This window comes from Sphingomonas crusticola, from assembly GCF_003391115.1.
GTDB classification, from domain to species: domain Bacteria; phylum Pseudomonadota; class Alphaproteobacteria; order Sphingomonadales; family Sphingomonadaceae; genus Sphingomonas_I; species Sphingomonas_I crusticola.
Window position 1 is genome coordinate 1,921,795 of sequence record NZ_QTJP01000001.1, and the last position, 24,827, is coordinate 1,946,621.

Sequence of the window (24,827 nt, forward strand, 5' to 3'; positions counted from 1 at the left end):
GCGGCATGGGCAGCGGGATCGATCGCCGGCATCGCCGGTTTCCTGCGCCGAGGAGCTTGCGATGCCCAAGATACTCGATCGCTGGACGGTATTTCCGCATGGGCCGCTGGAGCAGATTGACGATCGGCTGCTGACCGTCTCCGGCGACATCCCCATGCCGCTCGGCAATTTCCCGCGGCGCATGACGGTGATCGGCCTTTCCGGCGGCCGCACCGCGATCTGGAGCGCAATGGCGCTGGGCGAGCCGGAGATGGCCCGGATCGAGGCGCTCGGCCGGCCCTCCTTCCTGATCGTCCCCAGTGGCTATCATCGCATGGATGCACCGATCTGGAAGGCGCGTTATCCCGACATCAAGGTGATCACGCCCCCCGGCGCCCGGGAGCGTGTCGCGCAAGTCGTGCCGGTCGAAGCGACCGATGACATTCTCGACGATTCCGACGCGCGGTTCCAGGTGGTGCCGGGAAGCGGCGCGCGTGAGAGCGCGCTTTTCGTTCGGCGTGCATCCGGATCGACGTTGATCGTCAATGATGTGATCGGCCATGTTCGCCATCCGCGCGGCATCGTCGCGCATGTGCTGACCCGGCTGCTCGGCTTCGGCGCGTCCGGGCCGCAGATTCCACGCGATATGAAAAGGCTGCTCATCACGGACCCAGAGGCCCTGGCGGCGCAGTTCCGGCTCTGGGCATCCGACCTTTCTCTGGCACGGATCATCGTCTCGCATGGCGAGCCGATTACGGCCGAGCCGGCGGCCGTGCTGCGTGCGCTCGCGGCGAGGCTCGACGCTTAGCGCCGCCGTCAGGTCTATTGCGGCCCGGGCTCCGGGCCGACATGGACATCGACCGCCAGCGCCTCGGCACCCCCGCCAATGCGCGCACCCGATATCGGGGCCGCTTGGCTATGGTCCAGGCCGATGGCGACGCGGACATAGGATTCGGTCGGGCAGCGCCCTTCATGCGGATCGAAGCCGATCCAGCCGAAACCTTCGACGTAGAGTTCGGTCCAGCCATGGGCGGCGTGGGTATCCGTCTCATAAGGCCGGTAGAGATGACCGGCGACATAGCGCGCGGGGTAATGCGCGGTACGGGCGGCGGCGATCAGCAGGTGAGCCGCCCCCTGCGCGTCGGCCTTGCGATCCGCCAATGCAATGGCGGCGCTGTGATCGCCGCCGACATAGGGCTCGTCGAGGACGAGATGATCGTGGACCGCTTCGGCCAGCATATGCGCGCCGGCCAGCGGATCACCCGGCAATTGCAGGCTGGCTACATAGTCGTGAAGCGCGGCATCGGCGCGGGTGAGCGCAGTTGGCTGCAGGAAATGGAGCGGCGGTAGCGGCTCCGCGGCCGCACCGAGCAGCCCGGCGCGATCCTCCGTCAGCACCTCGCCCGAAACCGAAATGGCAATGCGATCGAGCGGTCCATCGACATAGAGCATCGTCGTCTCATTGCCGTAACCGTCACGCCCCGGCTTCAGGCGGGCGTCGCGATCGACATCGATCGACCAGGACACGACGCTCTGCCCGGCATGATTGCCGGGTGTCAGCCGCAGCAGCTGCACGAGCCGCTTCTGCGCCTCGCTAAATCGGTATTCGGTCCGGTGGGAGACGTAGAGGCGCATGGCTTCAGCTTAGGGCAGGGCGGGCGAGGGAAAAAGCCCCGAAGCTTCTGTCACGTCATCCCGAAACATGTCGGGGGTGACGGCAAGCGCTGTCGCGCAATGTCGGCGCGAAATGCCCTAAGCAAACCTGAATTGCTGGCCGATGGCGCGGTCGATCTGGCTGGCCTCGACCACGAACGCCTCGAGATATTCGTGCAGGCCCTGCCCGAAGACGGCGTCGATGCTGGTCCGGCTGAGCGTCGTCTGGCAGCGCCGGGCGAGCCGGTCGGCCTCGCCCTGCCGCCCCAACCTCTTGCCGATATAAGCGAGGTGCTGGACCGCCTCTTCGATCGCGCCGGCCAGGCTGCGCGGCACTTCGCTGCGCAGGATCAGCATGTCGGCGACCAGCCACGGCTTGAGGCCTTCGCGGTAGAGCCAGCGATAGGCGGTATTGGCCGAAACGGTGTGGAGGATCGTGGTCCATTGGTCGCGATCGATCACGCCGCCGACCTTCTCGCCCTCCGGCAAGAGCAGGTGATATTTGACGTCGATCAGCCGCGCGGTGTTGTCGGCCCGTTCGATCGCGGCGCCGAGGCCGATGAAGTGATAGGCTTCGTTGCGCAGCATATGATTGAGCGCGCCCTCGAAACCGCGCGTCTCCGCGCGGATCATCGCGGTCAGCGCCAGCGTCTCCTCATAGCCGCCGGTCGTGGCGAGGCCGCGCAGGCCGAGCCAGGCGCGGTTGATCGCTTCCCACGCGTCGCGCGTCAGCGCGGTGCGGACCGACTTGGCGTTTGACCGCGCCGCATCGAGGCATGAGCGGATCGAGTTGGGGTTTTCGGGTGCAAGCGTGAGATAGCCGGCGACCGATTGCGGATCGACCGGCAGCCCGGTCGCCTTATATCGCTTGTCGCAGGCGGTGACGCGCAGCGCGCTTTCCCACGCCACCTGTCCCGCCGGCCGCGCCGACAGGGCATCGAGCCGCAAGGTCGCCTCCAGCAGGCGCGCGGTGAATTCGGCACGCTCGACGTAGCGGCCGATCCAGTAAAGCTGTGCGGCGGTCCGGCTCAGCATCTAGGACTGCCGCTGGGTCTGCCCGTCGGGGCCTTGCGATTGATATTGGGTGACGTCCGACAGGATCAGGCTGTCCTTGGTGCCGCCACCCTGGCTGGAATTCACCACGAGCGAGCCCTCGATCAAGGCGACGCGGGTGAGGCCACCCGGCACGATATGAACCCCCTCCGCGCCGGTGAGCACGAACGGACGAAAATCGACGTGACGCGGCGCCACGCCCTTGTCGGTGAGCGTCGGCACGGTCGACAGCGCCAGCGTCGGCTGAGCGATGTAACGCTGCGGTTCGGCGATCAGCGCGGCGCGGAAATCCTCGATCTGCTTGCGGGTCGCGGTCGGCCCGACCAGCATGCCATAGCCGCCCGAACCATCGACCAGTTTGACCACCAGCTGGTCGAGATGGTCGAGCGTATATTGCAGCGCCTCGGGCTCGCGGCAGCGATACGTCTCGACATTGGGGAGCTTCACGTCCTCGCCCGAATAATATTTCACGATCTCGGGCATGTAGGAATAGATCGCCTTGTCGTCGGCGATGCCCGTGCCGGGCGCGTTGACCAATGCGACGTTGCCGGCGCGATAGGCCGCGATCAGCCCCGGCACGCCAAGCAGTGAATCCGGCCGGAACACCAGCGGATCGATATAATCGTCGTCGATGCGGCGATAGATCACGTCGACGCGCACGCGGCCGTCGATCGTGCGCATCCACACGACATCGTCGTCAACCTCAAGGTCCGCGGCCTCGACCAGTTCGATTCCCATCGAATCGGCGAGGAAACTATGCTCGTAGAAAGCGGAGTTGAAATGGCCCGGCGTGAGCAGGACGCATACCGGCTCCGACCCGCTGCCGCGCGGTGCGACCGAGCGCAACGTGTCGCGCAATTGATCGGGGTAGCGATCCACCGGGCAGACCGGGAAGCGATGGAAGATTTCCGGGCACAGCCGCAGCATCGCTTCGCGATTTTCCAGCATGTAGGAGACGCCCGAAGGCGTCCGTGCATTATCCTCCAGCACGAAGAAGTCGTCGGGGCCCGTGCGGACAAGGTCGATGCCGCAGATATGGGCAAACACCCCGTGGGGCGGCTTCTGGCCATGGAGGAAGCCACGAAACTGGGCGTTGGCGAGCACCAGCTCTGCCGGGACGACGCCATCGGCGATGATCTGCTGCTTGCCGTAGACGTCGCCGAGGAAGGCGTTGATCGCCTCGACCCGCTGGACCAGCCCCGCTTTCAGCCGTTCCCACTCATTGTGGGTGAAGATGCGGGGCACGATGTCGAACGGGATGATACGTTCCGCGCTCTCTTCCTCGCCATAGACCGCGAAGGTGATCCCCAATTGGCGAAAGGCGGCTTCGGCCGCTTTCTGGCGACGGTCGAGTTCGTGCAGCGGCGTGTTGGCGATCCAGCCGGCCAATTCGGTGAATCCCGGCCGTCCGGTACGGTCGCCGCCAGTCCCCCACACTTCATCAAATGCGTCGCGCATTCCGCTCCTGGTATCGTGTTCGGCAAGTGCAGACTGCCGCTGTTCGCTGCAATGCACAAGAGAAAGAGTAGTGGGGCCAGAACGAACGGAATTGCCAAAGCGTTGCAGGCCATTAGCGTGGCCCGCGAGGAATATGACAAGCCCCGCTCCCCCACCTTTGCCGGAAGAAGCGCTGGAAGAGCGTTTTCTCGCCGCGACCGGCCCCGGCGGGCAGAATGTCAACAAGGTGGCGACGGCCGTGCAGCTACGCCTCGACGTTTATGCCCTGCGGCTGGTGCCGGACGTGTTCGCACGGCTGAAGGGGCTGGCGGGTAGCCGCTGGACGCTGGACGGCGGCATCATCGTCACCGCCCGACGTTTCCGGACGCGCGAAGCCAATCGCGCCGACGCGCGCGCGCGCCTGGCGGAGTTGGTCGCCGCCGCGCACGTCCGCCCCGAACGGCGGATCAAGACCAAGCCGAGCAAGGCGGCAAAGGCGAAGCGGGTCGACACCAAGGCGCGCACCGGGGCGATCAAGCGCGGGCGGGGAAAACCCGCGCTCGACTAAGTGGCCCGCTTACATGCCCGCGGCGGTCGGGCGGACGATGATCTCGTTGATGTCGACCCCGTCGGGCTGCTCAAGCGCGAAGCGGATCGCGCGTGCGATCGCGTCCGGAGTCAGTGACTTCCTGCGCCATTCCTGGAGTGCTGCCGCGACCCCCTGGTCCGTGATGTCGTGGCCGAGTTCGGTCGCGACGACGCCCGGCGAGATAATCGTCGCGCGAATATTGTCATGCTCCTGCCGCAGGCCGTCGGTGATCGCCCAAACCGCATATTTGCTCGCGCAGTAAACCGCCGCCGTCGGCATCACCATGTGCGCGGCGATCGAGGCCACATTGACGATATGCCCGCTCCCCTGCGCCACGAAGTCCGGGAGGACCGCGGCGATGCCGTTGAGCACGCCGTGGATGTTGACGTCGATCATCCGTTTCCATTCGTCGCGCTTCAGCGCGGCGAGCGGCGACAGCGGCATGACGCCGGCATTGTTGACCAGCGCGTCGATGCGGCCAAAGCGCGCCCTGGCGGCGGCGGCGAAGGCGTCGAAGCTCGCGGCGTCGGTCACGTCCAGTTCCTGCCACGCCACCTGCGAGCCCAATTCCTGCGCCATCGCCTCCAAGCGATCGCCACGGCGCGCGCCGATGAACAGCCGAGCGCCCGCCTGCGCCAGCTCGCGCACGGCGGCCTCGCCGATGCCGCTCGAGGCCCCGGTGATAAGCACAGTCTTGTCGGTTACTCCGGTCATGTCGGTTCCTTTCGATTGGGTCACGGCAAAATGGTGCCGGAGCGGCTGAAGGCGGTAGATTGATCGCCCAAGGAAATTGCACGATCCTCTGAAACTGGGCGTGGCGACTTGCGGTGGTGGACTTCGTGATCGAAGAAGCAATCATGGATCAAATGGCCGAACTCAGCGCGATCATCACGCGCCATGCGCCGGCCACGGGCATGTATGCCACGCCGGTGCGGTGTCTATCCTTGTTTCGGGCAGACCAGCCCACCCTGCCGATCCCCTCGGTCTATGAAGCGTCGCTTTGCCTGATCACCCAGGGGGCGAAGCGGGTGTCGATCGGCGACACCAGCCTGCTATACGATGCGGCCCATTATCTTGTGGTCTCGGTGGACCTCCCGCTGACGGGGCATATCGTCGAAGCGAGCGCCGACGAACCCTATCTGTGCTGCAAGATCGACCTGGACCTGCGCGCGCTGGCCGACCTGATCATAGCGGAGGGGCGGACGGGGCGTCGCGACGGTGCGACGGTGCTGGCCGTATATCCGAGCGATCCGGATCTGGTGGATGCGGCCTGCCGCCTGGTGCGGCTGATCGAGCAGCCCGCAAGCATTGCGACCCTTGCGCCCCTGATCGAGCGCGAGATCCTTTACCGGCTGCTCATGGGGCCGCACGGATCGACGCTAAGGCAGATCGCCGCCGCCGACAGCCACCTCAACCAGGTGAGCCGCGCCATCGCCGCGATCCGCGGCAATTTCCGCGATCAACTCAGAATCCGCGAGATCGCCGCCGCTGCCGGCATGAGCGATTCCTCGCTCCATGCCCATTTCAAGGCGGTGACGCGCATGACGCCGCTCGAATATCAGAAGCAGCTGCGCCTGCAGGAGGCGCGCCGCCTGATGCTGACGGAAGGAGCGAGTGCCGGAACGGCAGGCTTCGCGGTCGGCTATGACAGTCCGTCCCAGTTCAGCCGCGAATATCGCCGGCTGTTCGGCGCGCCGCCGCGCCAGGATGTCGAACGGCTGCAAGTCGGTCGGGATTACCTCAGCGCGACGCTCGCTGCTGGTTAGCCGCGGCTCTTCATCAGCGGCTGGATGCGCGTGCCAAAGGCTTCGACGCCCTCGATGAAATCGTCGAAGGTGAGCAGCACGCCGCCGGTGTTGGGGACCTCCGCCATCTCGTCGAGCAGGCGCGCGACGGTTTCGTAGCTGCCGACCAGCGTGCCCATGTTGAGATTGACCGCGCTTTCCTTGTCAGCGAGCTGGCGGACGTTGGTGGTGGTGCTGGTCTTGTCGGCGGCGCCCTGCTCGCCGAGCCAGGCGATCGCCTCCTGATCGACGCCTTCGCGATAATGGATCCATTTTTCCATCGCCTCCGCGTCGGTCTCGGCGGCGATGATCATGATCAGCACGAATACGGAGACGTCGCGACCGGTCTTGGCGGTGGCGAGCGCGAGCCGCTCGTTGTTCGACGCGAAGGCCTTCGGCGTGTTGACCCCCTTGCCGAGGCAGAAGGCGTAATCGGCATATTGCGCCGAGAAAGCGAGGCCCGCGTCGGACGAGCCGGCGCAGATGATCTTCATGTCGCCGGTCGGCACCGGGCGAACGCGGCAATCGTCCATCTGATAATATTGGCCGCAGAAATCGGACACGCCGGTGCCCCATAATTCGCGCAGGATATGGGCATATTCGCCGAGCATGTCGTAGCGGTTGCGGAAATGCTCGTCGCCCGGCCACAGTCCCATCTGGCTATATTCGGGACGCTGCCAGCCGGTGATCAGGTTCAGCCCGAAGCGGCCGTGGCTGATCGAGTCGATCGTGTTGCACATTCGTGCGGCGAAGGCGGGCGGGATCACCAAGGTCGGGCAGGTGGCGTAGATCTTGATCTTGCTGGTGACCGCGGCGAGCCCCGCCATCAGCGTGAAGCTTTCCAGCCCATATTCCCAGAATTCGGTCTTGCCGCCGAAGCCGCGCAGCTTGATCATCGAAAGCAGGAAATCGAGGCCATATTTCTCGGCGCGCAGCGCGATCTCCTTATTGAGATCGAAGCTCGGCATATATTGGGGCGAGGTCTCGCTGATCAGCCAGCCATTGTTGTTGATGGGGACGAAGACACCGACCTGCATGATGCTCACTCCTCGATTAAAGGCTCGCCGGCGATCCAGGCGGGCGCGAATTCGTTGAAATTGTCCGCATCGGTGACGTTGCAGGCGTGGCCTCCCCACCGCATCGTCACCTCCGTCCCGCCGTTGAAGGGGGACAGGCCATCGACGATGCGCGCCGACGCGATCGACGGCACGAGGATGTCGTCGCTGGCGGCGACCGCGAGCAGGGGCGAGACGATCTCGCCGATCCGGTCGAGAATGTCGAAAGCACGCGTCGCGGCGATCCGTTTCTCGACATTGTCGATGCCGGGAAAATGGTCGATGCTGGCGCGGGTCTGGGCCGCGACCTGCGCCTCCTCCTCCGCGATCCAGTCCGCCGGATAGAGGAAGATCGATTGCGCCTCGGCATAAGCTTGCGGGCCGCCGGCGCGCAGCAGGATCAGGCGCGCATCGAAGCAACGGCCGGTGTGCGGCTCCAGCCGCCCCCAGCCGTTGACGACCATCAGCCGGCCGATCCGCTTGGGCGCGGCCAGCGCCAGCGCCATGCCGATCAAACCGCCCAGCGCGTGCCCGAGGAAATGGGCGCGGGCGATGCCGAGCGCATCGAGCAGGCCGAGCGCGTCCTGCGCCATTTCCTCGACACTCGGCATATCGGGCAGGGCGCGGTCGCTGCGGCCGGTGCCGCGATGATCGTAGAGGATGACGCGGAAGCGTTCGGCGAAGGCCGCGAGATTGGGTTGCCAATAGCTCGCCGAGCCGCCGAGGCCGGGCGAGAGCAGCAAGGGTTCGCCGTCCTCCGGGCCATGCAGTTCGTAATAGAGCCCGGCGGCATGCGGCATCAGATCGGCTCCGCGCCGCTCACGACAGATGCGCTACCGACGCGATCTCGACCAGGCAATCGGGCTTCACCAGCTCGCATTTAATGCAGTAGCGCGCCGGCTTCGCGCCCGGGAAATATTCGGCATAGACGGCATTGAAGGCGGCATAATCGGCAAGATCCTTGAGGAAGATGTGGTTCATCGCCACGTCCGCCATGGTGGCGCCGGCCGCTTCCAGCGTAGTCTTGATCACCTCGAGCACGTGGCGGGTCTGCGCAGCGGCATCGCCGACATGCAGCACGGCGCCGCCCTCGCCCAGCGCCAGCACGCCTGAGACGTAAACCGTATTTCCGGCCTTGGCGCCCGCGGAATAAGGCGCGATCGGGGTCGGGAATTGGGGCGGGTTGATGGCTTCAAAGGGCACTATTCTTTACCTTCCTGCTGCCTGAGGGATTTTTCCTCGCGCGGGATCTGTCGTTGGAGCAACGCAAGCAAGCTTGGCGTGCTGGGTCCGTGCACATCGGCAACGCGCCACAGGCCGCGCTCGCGGACAAGATCAACAGTGAAACGCTCGTCCGATCCGTTGCGAAGCAATATCGATACGATCGCGCCGTTCGAGCCTCGCGGCTGGACCGAAGACGAGCGGATGCGATAACTTGGATCGGTGTCCTGGCATTCGCAAAAGGGCACCCAGTCGAGTGCGCCGACACCCCCAGTACGACGCGCCAGGGCGTCGTCACGCCGCATTAGTGCGCCGAGTTTCGAGGAATAGCGGACCATCCTGAAATTAAAGTCGCCTGGAATCTGTCGGTAGATGCCAATGACATAGGCTTCGGCATTCGCCAGCGGCGGCGCGGCGGCGGCGAGACAAAGAAGAAGCGGGAGTGAGGCGAGGACAGCCGGTAGCGACCGGACCCCCGAAGGCGCCCCGGTTTTCATTCCCCGATCTGGCCGAAGCTGCCGCAGAAATCGGCCACGCTCGAAACCCAGCCGAAGAATTTCTCGACGTTATAGACCGTCGCCTGCTGGATGAAGTCGGGGCCGAGATGGTGGGTCGCGTCCTCCAGCATCACCCCGAAATATTCGAGGTGGAAGCCGTCGCGCAGCGTGCTTTCGACGCAGACGTTGGTGGCGATGCCGACAAACACGATGTTGCGGATGCCGCGCGCGCGTAACGTCTGGTCGAGCTGCGAGTTGAAGAAGGCAGAATAGCGCGTCTTGTGGAGCGTGATGTCGCCGGGCTGGGGGGCGAGGCGGTCGACCAGCGCATAATCCCAGCCGCCGCGCGCCAGCAATCGTCCCTTGAGTTCGGGCCGCGCGCGCATCGTCTTGAGCGCGTTGGACTTGTGCCAGTTGGGCGATCCTGGGCCGCCTGCCTCAACATAATCGGCATCCCAGCCGTTCTGGAGGTAGACGATCTGCACGCCCGCCCCGCGCGCCGTGTCGAGCACCGTCGCGATCTTCTCGATCGTCCCCGCTGCGCCGGCAATGTCGAAGCCCGCCAGGTCGACATAGCCGCCGGGGGAGGCATAGGCATTCTGCATGTCGATCACGACCACCGCGGTCTGATCGGCCGCGAGGCGCAAAGGCTCGGGCCGCGCCGGCAACGTCACCATCCGCGTGCCCGGCGCGATGGAAGGTTCGACGACGCTATCGCTCTGCATCACTGGATCGTGACGGCTAACCTTACCCACTGCAAGCCCTCCCTGCGGCCGATCAGGGGTTGCCGGCCCCGGGCCCATCTGCGATCCGGCGCAGGTTCGTCGGAACCGCACCGACAAGGACTCTTCCCGTCTCTGAGGAATCGTAGCGAGTGAGCCGCGAACGAACCGATTCGCCCGAACCCGTCACGTCCGCACCGCGGCGGGCATTCTCGCCTGGTTTCGTTCACCTGGTGCTGGCGCTCGGCGGCTTCGCGATCGGCACCACCGAATTTGCGACCATGAGCCTGCTGCCGGCTTTCAGCCACGGCCTGGGCGTGGACGAGCCGACGGGCGGCCACGTCATCAGCGCCTATGCTTTGGGGGTGGTTGTCGGCGCGCCTTTGCTTGCCGTGCTGGGCGCGCGTCTTGGCAGGCGGACCTTGTTGATGCTGCTGATGGCGGCCTTCGCGGTGGGGAACCTGCTGAGCGCGCTGGCTCCCACATTCGGCGTGCTGCTCGTCTTTCGCTTCCTGGCCGGGCTTCCCCATGGAGCATATTTCGGCACTGCCGCGCTCGTCGCGGCCGGGCTCGTCCCACCCGAACGGCGCACGATTGCGGTCGGCCGGGTGATGCTGGGGCTGACCGTCGCCACGATCGTCGGCGTGCCGCTCGCCAATGCGCTGGGCCAGTGGCTGGGATGGCGCTGGGGCTTCGGCGTGGTGGCGATCATCGCCTTGCTGACCGCGATATTGGTACTTGCGGTCGTGCCGGCCACGCCGCCGGCCGCGAACGCGTCGCCGTTGCGTGAGCTTGGCGCGCTGCGGCGAAGCCAGGTGTGGCTGACGCTGGCGATCGGCGCGATCGGCTTCGGCGGCATGTTTGCGGTCTATACCTACCTCGCTTCGACGCTGGCGGCGGTGACCCACGCGCCGGGTTACGCGCTGCCCCTCGTGCTCGCCGTGTTCGGGGTCGGGCTGACATTGGGCAATATCGTCGTGCCGCGCTTCGCGGACCGTGCGCTGATGCCGACCGCGGGCGGCCTGCTCGCCTGGAGCGCGGCGGCATTGGCGATCTACCCGTTCGCCACGCCGCATCTTTGGTCGATCACGCTGGCCGTGCTGGCGATCGGGATTGGCGGAGCGCTCGGCACGGTGCTGCAAACCCGCCTGATGGATGTTGCCGGCGATGCGCAGGGGTTGGCCGCGGCGCTCAATCATTCCGCGTTCAACACCGCCAATGCGCTGGGACCATGGCTCGGCGGAAGTGCGATCGCCGCGGGCTACGGCTGGGCATCGACCGGCTGGGTCGGTTGCGGCCTCGCGCTTGCAGGGCTGGCGATTTGGGCGGTCGCGTTGCTGGTGGACCGTGCCCGCTCGGTGCGCGAACCCTGCGCCGCAGCGGCCGAGTGAAGTTAGAGCGAGCGGTTCGGGAGCGGCCTTGGCGGAATGGCGGAGACGGAGAGATTCGAACTCTCGATACGGTTTCCCATATGACGCTTTAGCAAAGCGTTGGTTTCAGCCACTCACCCACGTCTCCGGATCCTGGCAGGCGGCGGGCTATAGCGAGACGATCCGCGCCAATCAACGCCTTCGCCGTTCATTGCAGGGAAAGCGCGCCGGCGCCTATCATAGGGCGTCCAATATGGGGGTAGGAATGATCGGCAGAACGGCAAGCATGATCCTGGCAGCGCTGCTGACGGCATCGGCCGCAGTCGCGCAGGTCCGCACGGTCGATCCCAACAATGCTGGTGCGATGGCGGCGCCTGCCCCGACAGCAGCACCGGCCGAGGCTTCCCCACCTCCCGCCGAAGAGGAGGCGCCCGCATCGGCTCCGCCCAGCACCATGGCGGCCCCGGTCGAGCAGCCCGCCGGTACCCAGCCGCCCCCGCCCGCGTCCCAGGCCGAGATTGCCGCGCGCGACGCTTCGGCAGGCGGCACGTTCGAGGAAGGCGACGTCGTCGGCGCCGCCGAAGGCGTCTTCGGCAAGGGCGCGGCAGGGCTCGCGAATCTGATCGAGAAGATCTTCAAGGAGCAGGGTCGCCCCAACGCCTATATCGCCGGCAATGAGGCGGGCGGCGCGGTTGCGATCGGCGTGCGCTACGGATCGGGCACCTTGTTCCACAAGATCGAGGGCCAGCGTCCGGTCTTCTGGACCGGGCCGTCGATCGGCTTCGATCTGGGCGCCAACGCCTCCAAGACGTTCGTGCTCGTCTACAATCTCGACGACAGTCAGGAACTTTACCACCGCTTCCCTGCCGCCGAGGGTAACGTTTACGCCATTGGCGGATTCACCGCCTCCTACCTGCGGCGCGGCCATATCGTTGTGATCCCGATCCGGCTGGGGGTCGGGCTGCGGCTCGGCGCCAACCTCGGCTATATGCGCTTTCGAGAAAAGGGCAGCTGGCTGCCCTTCTAACCGGTATCGGCGTCGGTGGGTTCGCGGGGTGGAAGTTCCTATGCCGCGGTTCGTTACAGGGTGAAGTCGGTCGCGCCGATCTTCTTGTCGGCGATCTTGAACATGTCGTCCAAGGCTTCGGAGGCGCCGGCCATGGAGAATCGCGAAACGTTGAACTGACCGTTCGCGAGCGGCACGACGATGCCGATCTCCGCTGCTTCCCCGAGCATCTCTGTCACATCCTCGTCGACCAGGAAGACGGCATATTCCTCACCCTCTTCCCTGACGTGCAGGCACCGCAGCGTAACTGCGAGCGCCCCGTTCGCGCCGCTGATCAGGCCGGGATAGGTGACACCTACCTCGCACGCTTTACCGTTGTTGATATAATAGCTGCAGGTCGTTCCGCAGAGCAGTCCGAACAGCGATCCGGCTTCGTTGGTCGTCACCGCAGCGACGAACAGCTTGTTCTGCTCGATCCGCCACTTCTTATATTGCTGGATTGTCGAACTAAGCGGCATCTCGATCGCGTCGGACGAAAGACTGCCTGTCGGCGGATCCCTGGCCTCTAGCGGGGCGGCGGTCATCCCCGCCAGCATCACCAACTGCCACAGCTTCATAGCCTCCCCCATTTCCGGCGATGTGCATAAGGAGCGCGGCCGGAACAAAAGGTCAACAAAAACTAAGCAGAGCCTAGGCAGGCAAGCCGATCAGCGAGATTTCGCGACCATAATCAGGCTCGCCGCGATGCGTGGCGCGGCGGAAGCTGAAGAAGGCTTCCGGATCGGCATAGGTGTCCAGTCCGAGCGCCTCGACGGTGCGGATGCCTGCCATAGCCAGACGGGACAGCACATAGGCTTCGATATCGAATTGCTGGTGGCCGCTGCGGCCGGGTGTGAAGAAGCGTTCGTTGGCCGGATCCGCCTGTTCAAAGCGCGCAGCGAAAGTGTCGTCGACCTCATAGGACGTGCGCGCGATACAGGGGCCGATCGCGGCGGCGATGCGGTCGCGCTGCGCGCCCAGTTTCTCCATGGCGGCGACCGTGGCGTCGGTGACTCCGCCAAGCGCGCCCTTCCAGCCGGCATGCGCGGCGCCCACCACACCCGCCTGCACATCCGCCAACAGGACAGGCACGCAATCGGCGGTGAGGATGCCGAGCAGCAATCCGGGGCGATCGGTGACGAGTGCATCGGCGTGCGGACGCGCGTCTTCGGCGAAGGGTCCGGTCGCGATCACCGCCTCGGCGGAATGAACCTGATGGACCGTGACCAGCGACGCACCAGGCAGCACCGCCCCAACCGCGCGTCGCCGATTCTCGACGATGGCGGCGCGGTCATCGCTCGAGCCCAGGCCGACGTTCAGCCCTGCGAGAATGCCGGTGGAAACGCCGCCCCTCCGGCCGAGAAAGCCATGTGGCACAGCGGCGAGAGCGCGCGCGCGATAGGGCTCGATCATGCTCAGAATCCCCCCGGCTCCGGCCAACCGGGCGCGGTTGCCGCCATTACCTTGAACAATTGGCCCATCGCGCCGGGATGGGTCAGGCGGCGATAAGCCGCGCCGATCTCCTCCGCCTGATCCGGCGCGGCGCGCGTCAGCGCCGCTACGCGGTTGGTCAAGCCGAGCGCGAGCAGCCACTGGCCCTGCTCGACAGGGCCCCAGACCCGCAATCCGGCGGCTTCTGTCGCCCGCGCGAGTGCCGCGAAATCGACATGCGCGGTTAGGTCGCTTGCCCCCGGTGCAACGAACGGATCGGCGAATGCGTGCTCGCGGACCGCCTGAAGCGTGTCGCCATGTCCGTCGCCAGTATAGCCATAATCGATGATCAGCAGAATTCCGCCCTGCTTGCCGAGTCGCCCGGCCAGCGCACCGGCCAGCGCGAGCGCGGCCGGGTTGCGCTCGACAATCGTGCCAGGATCGGCGTCAGCCCCATGTGCCGCGATTTCCGCGGGAACCGCATCGCCGGCCACCGCCTCGAAGCCTCTTTCGCCGAGGCGCACGCTCCGCTCCCGCCAGCCGTCTTCGGTCTTGATCAGCTGGCGGACGGGCAGCGCGTCGAAAAATTCGTTGGCCACGATCAGCAGGGGGCGGTCGACCGGCAATGTCTCGATCGTCTCGTGCCAGGAGGCGTGCGGCAGCCGGTCGAGCTGCTTCTGCCTCAGCAATGGGCTCGTCTCGACGAGATGAACGGGCGGCGTGAGCCCGGCCACCTTCATCGCGCGCACCATATCGCTCGCGAGCGTGCCGCGGCCCGGTCCAAGTTCAATCAGCGCCGCATCGTCAGGGCTCCCGGCGCGCTGCCACAGATCGGCAAGCGCGAGGCCGATAATCTCGCCGAACATCTGGCTGATCTCGGGCGCGGTGATGAAGTCGCCGGCCGCGCCGATCGCATCGCGCGTCGCATAATAATGCGCGTTGGCGGCACCCATGAACCGCTCGATCGAGACCCGCCCTTCCGCCTTGATCAGGGCCGCGAGTTCGTCGCCGATGTCAGGCGACGCTGGCATCGCCGGCAATGGGCTCCACTCGTACGCGCCGGCCGTTGGCGGTCATGATGAAATATAGGCCGACCAAGATCATTGGTGCGGACAAAGTCTGCCCCATCGATATGCCCCAAGGCAGGATGCCGAGCTGCGCGTCGGGCACCCGGAAATATTCGACAAGGAAACGGGCGGCGCCGTAGCCGACCAGGAATACGCCCAGAAGCAGGCCGGGCTTGTAGCGTGCCTGCGTCCGCCAGAAGAGGAAAGAGAGGATCGCGAAGAGAACAATCCCCTCCAGCCCCGCTTCGTAGAGCTGGCTGGGATGGCGCGCTGGCTCGGGCAGGCCGTTTGACATCGTGTTCTGAAAGATGATGCCCCATGGCTCATCGGTCGGCCGGCCCCACAATTCACCGTTCACAAAGTTCGCGATCCGCCCGAAGAACAGGCCGAACGGACCGCAACAGGCGACATAGTCCAGGAAGCGCAGCATCGAGAGATTGTTGCGCCTCGCCAACCACCATATCGCGATGACGACACCGAACGCCCCGCCATGGAACGACATGCCGCCGTCCCACAATTTGAACCACTGCAGCGGCGTGGCCCATAAAGCCGGTTCGCCCGGCCCCGGACTTTCTCCGTAAAAAATGATGTAGCCGATGCGCCCGCCGAGGATGATGCCGAGTGTCGCGTAGAACACGAAATCGTCGGCATGGCGCCGCGCCATCGGCGCGCCCGGCTGATCGATCAATTTCGTGAGATACCACCAGCCCACGAGGATACCGGCAATATAGGCCAGACTATACCAGCGGATCTGGAAGATTCCGAGGTTGAGCGCCACCGGCGACAGATTCAGGTCGGTATAAGAGAGGTGACCCGCGGCAGCGGTGGCGGCGAGGATAGCAAGGCTCATGGCCGCGCTCTAACCGAGGGAGGGCGCAGCGGCAAACCAACAGCGCGCCATTGACCGCTCTTTGTGAGCGCGCGAGGAACGGGCATGATCGAAAAGGAATACCAATGGTTTCGCCCCGCCGCCGACTGCTTGCTGCCGCTTTGCTCGCCTCCCTGCCCGCGATGAGCGTCGCGGCCGATCCCGTTCCCGCCAACGATCCCTACATCTGGCTCGAGCAAATCTCCTCGCCCGAATCGCTTGCCTGGGTCGAGTCCGAGAATAAGCGTTCGCTGGCCGTGCTCGAAACCGATCCGCGTTTCGCCGGCCTTTATGCCGACGCCGTCACGATCGCGGAGGCCACGGACCGCATCCCGATGCCGAACCAGATCGGCGACCAGATCACCAATTTTTGGCAGGACGCCGGCCATGTTCACGGCATCTGGCGGACGACGTCAGCGGCCAGCTATCTGACCGCGACGCCCCGTTGGCGCACATTGCTCGATCTCGACGCGCTCAGCACCGCCGAAAATACCGGCTGGGTGTGGAAGGGCGCCAATTGCGAGCCGGTCGGCGAGCGGCTGTGCCTGCTCAACCTGTCCAACGGTGGCGAGGACGCGACCACGCTGCGCGAGTTCGATTTCGGTGCAGGATCCTTGGTGGCCGGCGGCTTTTCCCTGCCCACCTCAAAGCAGGGCGTAGCCTGGGAGGGCGCCGACAGCCTGCTGGTGGCGCGCGACTGGGGACCCGGCACGATGACCGCATCGAGCTATCCGTTCGTGATCAAGCGCCTGCGCCGCGGCCAGCCGCTCGATCAGGCGGTCGAGATCTTTCGTGGCAAGGCGAGCGACGTCAGCGCCGACCCGACAAGCCTGGTCGATGGCGACGGCAATCGCCTTGTCGTGATCGAGCGCGGCGTCACCTTCTTCGAATCCGAATTGTTCGTGGTCGACGGGCCGCGGGTGACGAAGCTCGATCTGCCGACCAAATTCCGGATGCAAGGCTTTGCCGCGAACCAACTGCTGCTGCGGATCGACCAGGATTGGAAGGGCCTCAAGGCGGGGTCGCTGGTCGGCTATCGCATCGCCGGTGGCAAGGTCGCCGAACAGCGCCTGCTGTTCGCGCCCGGGCCGCGACAGTCGATCGATGAGGTGGCGACGACGCGCGGCCATGTGCTGGCGGTGATCTACGACAATGTTCGCGGCCAGGCGTGGAGCTTCGCTCCCACCGCGCGCGGTTGGACCACGAGGCGCATCGCCTTGCCGGACAACGCCTCGGTCGGGATTGTGAGCACCGATCGGCTGAGTGAGGACGCCTACCTCAACGTGCAGAGCTTCACGGTTCCGACCACCTTGTGGCTGGCGAATGCGACGGAGGCGAGCGCGCGCCAGATCAAGGCGATGCCGTCGCGCTTCAATGCCGCCGGCCTGGTCACCGAGCAGTTCGAGGCGACCTCCAAGGACGGCACCCGCATTCCCTATTTCGTCGTCCATCGCGCCGACATCAAATATGACGGCAGCACGCCTACGCTGCTGAATGCCTATGGCGGGTTCCAGGTGTCCGAGACGCCGGTTTACCAGGGCCTGCGCGGCAAGCTTTGGCTGGAACGGGGCGGCGCTTACGTGCTCGCCAATATCCGCGGCGGCGGCGAGTTCGGCCCGGCGTGGCACGAGGCCGGGCTCAAGACGAAGCGGCAGGTCATCTATGACGATTTCGCCGGCGTGGCCGAGGATCTGATCAAGCGCGGCATCACCTCGCCGCGCCGGCTGGGCATTTATGGCGGCTCCAATGGCGGATTGCTGATGGGCGTCGAGATGACGCAGCGCCCGGACCTGTGGAACGCGGTGGCGATCCAGATCCCCCTGCTCGACATGCTGCGCTACGAAAAATTGTCGGCAGGTTCGTCCTGGGTCGGCGAATATGGCAGCGTGAGCGTGCCGGCCGAGCGCGCCTTCTGGGAGAAGACCTCGCCCTATCAGGCGCTGCGCAAGGGCGCGAAATATCCCGAGCCTTTTATCTGGACGACCACCAAGGACGATCGGGTCGGCCCGGTGCAGGCGCGCAAGTTCGCGGCGCGGATGAAGGAATATGGGCTGCCTTACCTTTATTGGGAAAATACCGAGGGCGGCCATGCGGCGGGCGCGAACCTGAAGCAGGCCGCGCGCGCGGTGGCGCTGGAGATCACCTATTTCACGCGCAAATTGATGGACCCGGTCGAGCCGCCGTCGGCCCCCGTGCGATAGCGGATCGCGCTACACCCCGCCTCTCCGCCGTGATAGTCAACGCGGGGGAATGGGGAGGATGAGATGGCGACCGCGGCGCGGAGGAATGACGACGTTCTGGTCGAGCCCGAACCGAAGGGCCTGACGCGCGCGGGCGCCCACCGCCTGGATGCGATCGACATGCTGCGCGGGCTCGTCATCGCGATCATGGTGCTCGACCATGCGCGCGATTATTTCCATTATTATGCGCTGCGTCTCGATCCGACCGATCCCGCCAACAGCTGGGCTGCGCTCTACGCCACGCGTTGGGTCACGCATCTTTGTGCGGCGACCTTTGTCTTCCTGGCGGGCGTCTCGATCTATTTTCAAAAGGCGAACGGCAAGCCGCATCTCTCCGCCTTCCTGCTTAAGCGAGGCGCATGGCTGATCCTCCTGGAAGTGACGGTGATCAGCTTCGGCTTCAATTTCGCCGAGCCGTTCGTCTTCCTGCAGGTAATCTGGGCGATCGGCGTAAGCATGATCTGCATGAGCCTGATCGCGCGGCTGCCGGCGCGCTGGGTATTGGCGCTCGGGCTGGGTATATTATTGCTCTACCCACTGGTTCTTTCGGCGACGGCAGGTTCCGTGGATGCGACCAGGGCATCATCCGGGGCGGGGGCGACCGATGCGCTGGATATCATCCGCACGCTGGCACTGGCGCCCGGTGTGATTGGCACCAGAATTTTGGCTTATTATGCGGTTTTGCCCTGGCTGGCCGTGATGTGTCTCGGCTTTGGCCTTGGGCCGATCTATCGTCTCGACCGGTCCGCGCGCACCCGGCGATTGTTGCCGATCGCGATCGGCCTGCTGGCCGGATTCGTCTTGCTGCGCCTGATCGATTCCTATGGCGATCCGGCACCTTGGAGCTATCAGGCGACGCCGTTGCGGACCTTCATGTCCTTCATGAACCTGTCCAAATATCCGCCCTCGCCGGATTTCGTGTTCGCGACCCTCGGCATCTCGATCCTGTTGTTCCTAGCGCTCGAGGCATTGCGCGGCCCGGTGGCGCGCATATTGCTCGCTTTCGGTCGCACGCCCTTATTCACCTACATTTGCCATATCTACATGCTGCACCTCCTGATGCTGGCGGCGGTGCTGGCGCTGGGCTTCCCGCTCGGCACCGCGACGGACGTGGTCCTGTCGACCAAGGTGAAGGACTTCAACTGGGGCTTCGGCCTGCCGGTCGTCTACGCGGTTTGGGTGCTTGTCTTGCTCGCGCTGGCGCCGCTTTCGATATGGTTTTCGGCCATCAAGGCGCGGCGACGCGACTGGTGGTTGTCCTACCTCTAGGAAGAGGGTGACGGGCCGCGACACGCGCCGTATCAGGCGGGGATGGCGGCGGCGGATATTACGGACAAGGGCTTGGATCGGCGCACGTTGCTCATCGGCGGCGGGCTCGGCGTAGGTCTGCTGCTCGCCTGGGAATTGTGGCCGCGCGACTATCCGGCCAACGTCGCCGCCGCTCCGGGCGAAACGGTGATGGGCGCCTTCCTCAAGATCGACACCGCCGGGCGCGTCACCGTGATCGTGCCACAGGCCGAGATGGGCCAGGGCATCTGGACCGCCCTGCCGCAGGCGCTGGCGGATGAGCTTGGCGCGGATTGGCGCCAGGTGGGAGTCGAGCCGGCACCGATCAGCCCGCTTTATGCCAATCGCCTGATCGCGGGCGACTATGGCGAGGCGCATGTGCCGCATTTCCTGCGCGGCGTGGGTCGCTGGGCGGCAGGCGAATGGGCGACGCGCAACGCGCTGATGATCACCGCCGGCTCCACGTCGATACGCGCGTTCGAGCGGCCGTTCCGCGACGCCGGTGCGTTCGCCCGCGCCCTGCTGTGCATGGCGGCGGGCAAGCGGCTGGGTGTCGATTGGCAGGCTTGCGACACCGAAGCGGGGTTCGTCGTTCGCGGCGACGATCGTTTCCGCTTCGGCGAACTGGCGGCGGAGGCGGCCGGCTTCACCCCGCCGGTCAAGGCCCCGCTGCGCAAACCGGGCGAGGGCAATATTTCCGGCAAGTCGATGCCGCGGCTCGATTTGCCGTCCAAGGTCGACGGCAGCGCCCGCTTCGCCGGCGACGTGCGGCTCCCCAACATGCTGTTCGCGAGCGTCCGTCACGGGCCGCTCGGCGACACCAGGCTGGTGGGCGAGGATGTGGCTGCGGCCGACACGGTGTGGGGTGTGAGCGCGGTGGTGCGCGGCGACGGCTGGGTCGCGGCGCTCGCCAACAATTGGTGGGCGGCCGATCATGCGTTGGACAAAATGCGCCCGCGCTTCGCGACCGGAGGCACGCTGCCCGATAGCGCGGGCGTCGCGCGTGCGCTGGACACGGCGCTGGGTGGCGCGGGCGAGACGCTGGTTTCGGTCGGCAAAGCGGGGGAAGCCTTTTCGGGCCCGGGCCTGATCGACGCCGTTTATGCGGTGCCGCTGCAGGCCCATGCCACGATCGAGCCGCTGGTAGCGACCGCGCGGGTCGACGGCGACCGTCTGGAAGTGTGGGTGCCGACGCAGGCGCCCGGCCTGGCGCGGGCTGCGGTCGCGGCGGCGACCGGGTTCGGCAACGTCATCGTCTATCCCACGCTCGTCGGCGGCGGCTTCGGCCGCAAGCTGGAAAATGACGCAGCGGTCCAGGCCGCGACGCTCGCCATCCGCGCAAAGCGGCCGGTGCAGGTGATGTGGAGCCGTGGCGAGGAGATGCGCCGTGGCCGCCACGGCGCGCCCGCCAAAGCGCGGCTGACGGCACGGCTTGGCGCCCGCGGTGAGATTGCGGCCTGGCGTGCGCGCATCGCTACCGGCGCAGGCGATGGGGTGCGGCGGCTGACGGGGCACGGATCTTCCAGCGATGGCCATGCCATGGTCGACGGAGCGCTCCCACCCTACGCGATCCCGGCAGTCGCCATCGAACATGCCGCGGCTGACATCGGCATCGAAAGCGGCGTGTGGCGCTCCGGAGCGCATTCCTACACGGCTTTCTTCACCGAAAGCTTCGTCGACGAACTGGCCGCGCATAGGGGCAAGGATATGCTCGCATTTCGCGAGGCGATGCTCGCGCATGCGCCGCGGCTGGCACATTGCCTTGCGGCCGCGGCCGGCGCGGGCGGGTGGAGCGGCAAGACGCATGCCGGCGAGGGCCTTGCCTGCCATTCCGCCTTCGGCAGCCACATCGCATTGTATGTTCAGGCTGCGCATGAAGGGGGCCGGATCAAGGTCGCGCGAATGGTCGCGGCGGTGGATGCCGGGCGGTTGATCAATCCCGACATCGTCCGCCAGCAGATCGAGAGCGGGCTCGTCTGGGGCCTCGCTTCCGCATTGGGCGACGACATCACCTTCACGCGCGGCTTGCCCGACCAGGTCAGCTTCGACAGCCTTTCGCTGCCCAGGCTCAAGGACATCCCCGACATCCACGTCGAAATGGTCGCGTCGCACGAAGCCCCCGGCGGCGTCGCCGAACTGGGAGTTCCGGTAGTGGCGCCGGCGATCGCCAATGCGATCTTCTCGGCAACGGGCAAGCGGCTGCGCAGCCTGCCGCTCAGCCTCGCATGAACCCGCCATCCGATCATCCATCGATCCCGACGCCGAAGATCGGGGTCCTGATCACCAATCTCGGTACGCCGGACGCTGCCGACGCACGCGCGGTGCGGCGCTATCTCGCCCAATTCCTGTCGGACCGGCGCGTTGTGGAAATCCCGCAAATCCTGTGGCAGCCGATCCTGCGCGGCATCATCCTGCGCACGCGGCCGAAGAAATCCGCCCATGCTTATGCGCAGGTCTGGCGCGAAGATGGATCGCCGCTCGCCGCGATCACCGCGCTGCAGGCGGCGGCATTGCGCGGTACGTTCGGTAGCGACGTGATGGTCGAGCATGCGATGCGTTATGGCCGTCCGGCGATTGCCGAGAAGCTGGCGGCGATGAAGGCAGCCGGATGCCAACGCATCCTGATCGCGCCGCTCTATCCGCAATATTGTGCAGCAACGACGGCGACGGCCAACGACGCGGCCTTTGCTGCCCTCGCCGCGATGCGCTGGCAGCCGGCGCTGCGGACGCTGCCGCCTTATTATGACGATCCTGCCTATATCGCCGCGTTGAAGACGAGCGCGGAAGCGTCGCTCGCCGCCTTGCCGTTCGAACCCGACGCGATCCTCGCCAGCTTCCATGGCATGCCGCAACGGACGCTGGAGCTCGGCGATCCCTATCATTGCCATTGCCAGAAGACCGGGCGCTTGCTCGGCGCGGCGCTGGGGCGGGAGCTGCTGGTCACGTTCCAATCGCGCTTCGGCCGCGCGAAGTGGCTGGAGCCGGCGACCGACGTCACGCTCGCCGCATTGCCGGCCAAGGGCATCAAGCGCATCGCCATCCTGTCGCCCGGCTTCTCCGCCGATTGTCTCGAAACGCTTGAGGAATTGGCGATCCGCGGCCGTGAAACATTCCTGGCAGCAGGCGGCACCGACTTTGCCTACCTGCCCTGTCTCAATGACAGCGCTCCGGGCATCGAAATGCTGCAACTTTTGCTGCAGCGGGAACTTGCGGGCTGGGTCGCCGCTTCCTAGGCTGGCCAACGAGAAAAACTGAGGAGAGACAGATGGCGCGCGTGGCGATCGTGACCGGCGGAACCCGTGGCATTGGCGAGGCCATCAGCCTCGCGCTCAAGGAGGAAGGCGTAACCGTCGCTGCCAATTATGCCGGCAATGATGCGCGCGCGCAGGAATTCAGCGACCGCACCGGCATCGCCGTGTTCAAATGGGACGTGTCCAGCCACGAAGCCTGCATCGCCGGCGTATCCGCGGTCGAGCAGCAGCTCGGCCCGGTGGATATCGTCGTCAACAATGCCGGCATCACCCGCGACGGGACCTTGCTCAAGATGAGCTACGACGATTGGAAGGCCGTGATCGACACCAATCTCGGCGGCTGCTTCAATATGGCCAAGGCGACCTTCCCGGGCATGAAGGACCGCAAGTTCGGCCGCTTCGTCAATATCGGCTCGATCAACGGACAGGCGGGCCAATATGGCCAGGTCAATTATGCCGCGGCCAAATCCGGTATACACGGCTTCACCAAGGCGCTGGCGCAGGAAGGCGCGCGCTTCGGCATCACCGTCAACGCGATCGCGCCCGGCTATATCGATACCGACATGGTCGCCGCCGTCCCGGCCGAGGTGCTGCAGAAGATCGTCGCCAAAATCCCGGTCGGACGCCTCGGTCAGGCGCACGAAATCGCGCGCGGCGTCACCTTCCTCTGCTCGGAGAATGGCGCGTTCATCACCGGATCGACTTTGTCGATCAACGGCGGGCAGCATATGTATTAAGCCCACTTGATGGCGGGTCCCGTAAAACGTTCGGTCATGATCGCGGGGCACGCCACGTCGGTCAGCCTCGAGCCGATCTTCTGGGAGGCATTGAAGCGGGCGGCCGATACGGCAGCCCTGCCGATCAGCGCCCTGGTGGCGCAGATCGATGCGCGCCGGATTGCGGACCGGGAGCCGGTCAACCTCGCCAGCGCGATCCGGGTGTGGTTGATGGAGGAGGCGCAGCGCCGGCTGACCGTGGCGGAGGATCCCGCGGGGACCGGCTGAATTTTGCGCAGCTATTCAACCGATGCGCGATTGGCGGCGATCCTGAGCAGCGTATATCCCGCCGCGGCCGAGAGAAGCGAACCGAGCAGGACCCCGATCTTCACCTCGTCGACCAGGATTGGATTGCGGAAAGCGAGGCCGCCGATGAAGAGGCTCATCGTGAAGCCAATCCCGCAAAGCAGGGCTATTCCGTAAATCTGGGCCCAACTCGCTTCCGCCGGCTTGGCGGCGAGGCCGCACTTGATCGCCAGCCAGACCGAACCGAGCACGCCGATCTGCTTGCCCACGAACAGCCCCGCGGCGACGCCGAGCGGCAGCGGCGCGAGAAGGCCGGCGGGGGTCAGGCCGACGAACGAAACGCCCGCATTGGCGAAGCCGAACAAGGGGACAATCAGGAATGCGCTCCACGGATGCAGGCCATGTTCCAGGCGATGCAGGGGAGAGGATTCGGTGTCCGCTGCCGTGGCCTCCCTTACCGGGATCATCATCGCCGCCAAGACGCCTGCGATCGTGGCGTGCACGCCCGACATCAGTACGGCGACCCAGAGTAAGACGGCGCAAATCAGATAGGGCCAGAGCGACCTCACGCCGCCGCGGTTGAGCGCGAACATCACGCCGATCACCCCCGCAGCCGCCAGCAGCGCCGGCGCGCTGATCCCCGCCGTATAGACGAAGGCGATGATCGCGACCGCGCCCATGTCGTCGACGATCGCCACGGTCGTAAGGAAGATCTTGAGCGACGTCGGCACGCGTTTGCCAAGCATGGCGACGAGGCCGAGGGCGAAGGCGATGTCGGTCGCGGACGGGATGGCCCAGCCGCGTGCCAGGCCCGCGCTTCGTCCCGCGACCAGCAAATACACGACCGCCGGCACTGCCATTCCGCCTAATGCTGCCATCACCGGCAACAGCCGGTCCGGCCAGCGAGCGAGGTGGCCGACCGCGAACTCGCGTTTTATCTCCAGCCCGACGAGCAGGAAGAAGATCGCCATCAGCCCGTCATTGATCCAGTGGAGCACGGAAAGCCCGCCCAGCTCGAAGTGGAGCGCATCGTGATAGGCAGCGCCAAGGCTGCTGTTGGCGACGATCAGGGCAAGCGCCGCGGCCGCGATCAGCAGGATGCCTCCCGCGGCTTCCCCTTGAAGGAAAGCTTGCAGAGCGTTGGTTGGGCGTTCGCGCGTCATGACTGGCATTCGCACTAAGCGAGCCGCGCCGCTGCCGCATCCAAAAACGGGCTGCGTGCCACGTCTTGCAACCGCGTTTGGGGCTGGCCTTCG

General features: G+C 65.7%; 25 protein-coding genes and 1 tRNA gene. 11 read left to right on the forward strand and 15 right to left on the reverse strand.

The genetic code is table 11. The features are described from left to right. Positions 1-61 precede the first annotated feature (61 nt). Positions 62-787: a hypothetical protein gene (locus DX905_RS09080; RefSeq protein WP_162875539.1), complete on the forward strand. Its 726-nt coding sequence runs from the start codon at positions 62-64 to the stop codon at positions 785-787. A gap of 14 nt (positions 788-801) precedes the next feature. Here the strand turns inward: DX905_RS09080 and DX905_RS09085 are convergent, their stop codons facing one another. From DX905_RS09085 to DX905_RS09095, 3 genes are all read right to left on the reverse strand, one after another. Beyond that, complete coding sequence (locus tag DX905_RS09085) at positions 802-1,614, reverse strand: transglutaminase family protein (RefSeq protein ID WP_116091066.1); 813 nt, start codon at positions 1,612-1,614, stop codon at positions 802-804. Between the two features lie 117 nt (positions 1,615-1,731). Further along, positions 1,732-2,667 carry an alpha-E domain-containing protein gene (locus DX905_RS09090; RefSeq protein WP_116091067.1) on the reverse strand — a complete coding sequence of 312 codons (936 nt, stop codon included), beginning with the start codon at positions 2,665-2,667 and terminating at the stop codon, positions 1,732-1,734. Further along, entirely contained in the window at positions 2,668-4,143 is a 1,476-nt protein-coding gene (locus DX905_RS09095) for a circularly permuted type 2 ATP-grasp protein (protein ID WP_116091068.1), read from the reverse strand. Positions 4,144-4,276: 133 nt separating this feature from the next. Between DX905_RS09095 and arfB the strand changes: the two genes are divergently transcribed. Next, positions 4,277-4,690 carry an alternative ribosome rescue aminoacyl-tRNA hydrolase ArfB gene (gene arfB, locus DX905_RS09100; protein WP_116091069.1) on the forward strand — a complete coding sequence of 138 codons (414 nt, stop codon included), beginning with the start codon at positions 4,277-4,279 and terminating at the stop codon, positions 4,688-4,690. A 9-nt stretch (positions 4,691-4,699) separates the two neighbouring features. Here the strand turns inward: arfB and DX905_RS09105 are convergent, their stop codons facing one another. Beyond that, positions 4,700-5,425 carry an SDR family oxidoreductase gene (locus tag DX905_RS09105; RefSeq protein ID WP_116091070.1) on the reverse strand — a complete coding sequence of 242 codons (726 nt, stop codon included), beginning with the start codon at positions 5,423-5,425 and terminating at the stop codon, positions 4,700-4,702. A gap of 143 nt (positions 5,426-5,568) precedes the next feature. Here DX905_RS09105 and DX905_RS09110 point away from each other — a divergent pair, with 143 nt between their 5' ends. Further along, positions 5,569-6,477, forward strand: coding sequence for an AraC family transcriptional regulator (locus DX905_RS09110; RefSeq protein WP_116092444.1), 909 nt, complete (start codon positions 5,569-5,571; stop codon positions 6,475-6,477). Here DX905_RS09110 and rutA read toward each other — a convergent pair. Genes rutA through rutB form a run of 5 tightly spaced genes read right to left on the reverse strand, consistent with a single transcriptional unit; the run spans position 6,474 to position 9,993 of the window. Next, positions 6,474-7,532, reverse strand: a complete 1,059-nt coding sequence (gene rutA / locus DX905_RS09115) for a pyrimidine utilization protein A (protein WP_116092445.1) — start codon at positions 7,530-7,532, stop codon at positions 6,474-6,476. The two genes, DX905_RS09110 and rutA, sit on opposite strands and share 4 nt — an antisense overlap. A gap of 5 nt (positions 7,533-7,537) precedes the next feature. Next, on the reverse strand, positions 7,538-8,350 hold the full coding sequence (rutD, locus tag DX905_RS09120) for a pyrimidine utilization protein D (RefSeq protein WP_116091071.1): 813 nt from the start codon (positions 8,348-8,350) through the stop codon (positions 7,538-7,540). Positions 8,351-8,369: 19 nt separating this feature from the next. Continuing rightward, the gene (gene rutC / locus DX905_RS09125; RefSeq protein WP_116091072.1) at positions 8,370-8,753 is read right to left on the reverse strand and encodes a pyrimidine utilization protein C; all 384 of its coding nucleotides are present in this window, start codon (positions 8,751-8,753) and stop codon (positions 8,370-8,372) included. After that, positions 8,753-9,268 (reverse strand): DUF3828 domain-containing protein, encoded by a 516-nt coding sequence (locus tag DX905_RS09130; protein ID WP_116091073.1) that lies wholly within the window; start codon positions 9,266-9,268, stop codon positions 8,753-8,755. Before DX905_RS09130 ends, rutC begins: the two co-directional genes overlap by 1 nt. Further along, positions 9,265-9,993, reverse strand: a complete 729-nt coding sequence (gene rutB, locus DX905_RS09135) for a pyrimidine utilization protein B (protein ID WP_116091074.1) — start codon at positions 9,991-9,993, stop codon at positions 9,265-9,267. The genes DX905_RS09130 and rutB overlap by 4 nt, the downstream gene beginning before the upstream one ends. A gap of 149 nt (positions 9,994-10,142) precedes the next feature. Here rutB and DX905_RS09140 point away from each other — a divergent pair, with 149 nt between their 5' ends. Continuing rightward, positions 10,143-11,381, forward strand: a complete 1,239-nt coding sequence (locus tag DX905_RS09140) for an MFS transporter (RefSeq protein ID WP_240320795.1) — start codon at positions 10,143-10,145, stop codon at positions 11,379-11,381. A gap of 37 nt (positions 11,382-11,418) precedes the next feature. Here the strand turns inward: DX905_RS09140 and DX905_RS09145 are convergent. Then, positions 11,419-11,508 (reverse strand) — tRNA-Ser (locus DX905_RS09145). Between the two features lie 117 nt (positions 11,509-11,625). Here DX905_RS09145 and DX905_RS09150 point away from each other — a divergent pair. Continuing rightward, positions 11,626-12,387 (forward strand): DUF1134 domain-containing protein, encoded by a 762-nt coding sequence (locus DX905_RS09150; protein ID WP_240320796.1) that lies wholly within the window; start codon positions 11,626-11,628, stop codon positions 12,385-12,387. Between the two features lie 53 nt (positions 12,388-12,440). Here the strand turns inward: DX905_RS09150 and DX905_RS09155 are convergent, their stop codons facing one another. The 4 genes from DX905_RS09155 to lgt all read right to left on the reverse strand — a co-directional run bounded on the left by DX905_RS09155 (position 12,441) and on the right by lgt (position 15,753). Further along, positions 12,441-12,983, reverse strand: a complete 543-nt coding sequence (locus DX905_RS09155) for a hypothetical protein (protein WP_116091075.1) — start codon at positions 12,981-12,983, stop codon at positions 12,441-12,443. A gap of 73 nt (positions 12,984-13,056) precedes the next feature. Then, positions 13,057-13,818, reverse strand: a complete 762-nt coding sequence (gene pgeF / locus DX905_RS09160) for a peptidoglycan editing factor PgeF (RefSeq protein ID WP_420822141.1) — start codon at positions 13,816-13,818, stop codon at positions 13,057-13,059. A gap of 2 nt (positions 13,819-13,820) precedes the next feature. Next, on the reverse strand, positions 13,821-14,867 hold the full coding sequence (locus DX905_RS09165; protein WP_116091076.1) for a class I SAM-dependent methyltransferase: 1,047 nt from the start codon (positions 14,865-14,867) through the stop codon (positions 13,821-13,823). Next, positions 14,851-15,753: a prolipoprotein diacylglyceryl transferase gene (gene lgt, locus DX905_RS09170; RefSeq protein ID WP_116091077.1), complete on the reverse strand. Its 903-nt coding sequence runs from the start codon at positions 15,751-15,753 to the stop codon at positions 14,851-14,853. Before lgt ends, DX905_RS09165 begins: the two co-directional genes overlap by 17 nt. Before the next feature lie 104 nt (positions 15,754-15,857). On the opposite strand from lgt, the gene DX905_RS09175 reads away from it, so the two are divergent. From DX905_RS09175 to DX905_RS09200, 6 genes are all read left to right on the forward strand, one after another. Continuing rightward, positions 15,858-17,972: a prolyl oligopeptidase family serine peptidase gene (locus DX905_RS09175; protein WP_240320797.1), complete on the forward strand. Its 2,115-nt coding sequence runs from the start codon at positions 15,858-15,860 to the stop codon at positions 17,970-17,972. A 63-nt stretch (positions 17,973-18,035) separates the two neighbouring features. Continuing rightward, positions 18,036-19,280, forward strand: a complete 1,245-nt coding sequence (locus DX905_RS09180) for an acetyltransferase domain-containing protein (RefSeq protein ID WP_116091079.1) — start codon at positions 18,036-18,038, stop codon at positions 19,278-19,280. Between the two features lie 42 nt (positions 19,281-19,322). Next, positions 19,323-21,527: a xanthine dehydrogenase family protein molybdopterin-binding subunit gene (locus tag DX905_RS09185; RefSeq protein ID WP_116091080.1), complete on the forward strand. Its 2,205-nt coding sequence runs from the start codon at positions 19,323-19,325 to the stop codon at positions 21,525-21,527. Next, positions 21,524-22,531 carry a ferrochelatase gene (hemH, locus tag DX905_RS09190; protein ID WP_116091081.1) on the forward strand — a complete coding sequence of 336 codons (1,008 nt, stop codon included), beginning with the start codon at positions 21,524-21,526 and terminating at the stop codon, positions 22,529-22,531. Before DX905_RS09185 ends, hemH begins: the two co-directional genes overlap by 4 nt. 32 nt (positions 22,532-22,563) lie before the next feature. After that, entirely contained in the window at positions 22,564-23,286 is a 723-nt protein-coding gene (phbB, locus tag DX905_RS09195; protein ID WP_116091082.1) for an acetoacetyl-CoA reductase, read from the forward strand. Positions 23,287-23,295: 9 nt separating this feature from the next. Continuing rightward, a complete protein-coding gene (locus DX905_RS09200) occupies positions 23,296-23,553 on the forward strand; it encodes a ribbon-helix-helix domain-containing protein (RefSeq protein ID WP_116091083.1) in 258 nt (85 codons plus the stop codon). Between the two features lie 11 nt (positions 23,554-23,564). Here DX905_RS09200 and nhaA read toward each other — a convergent pair whose 3' ends face one another. Then, positions 23,565-24,743 carry a Na+/H+ antiporter NhaA gene (gene nhaA, locus DX905_RS09205; protein WP_420822151.1) on the reverse strand — a complete coding sequence of 393 codons (1,179 nt, stop codon included), beginning with the start codon at positions 24,741-24,743 and terminating at the stop codon, positions 23,565-23,567. Positions 24,744-24,827: the final 84 nt, after the last annotated feature.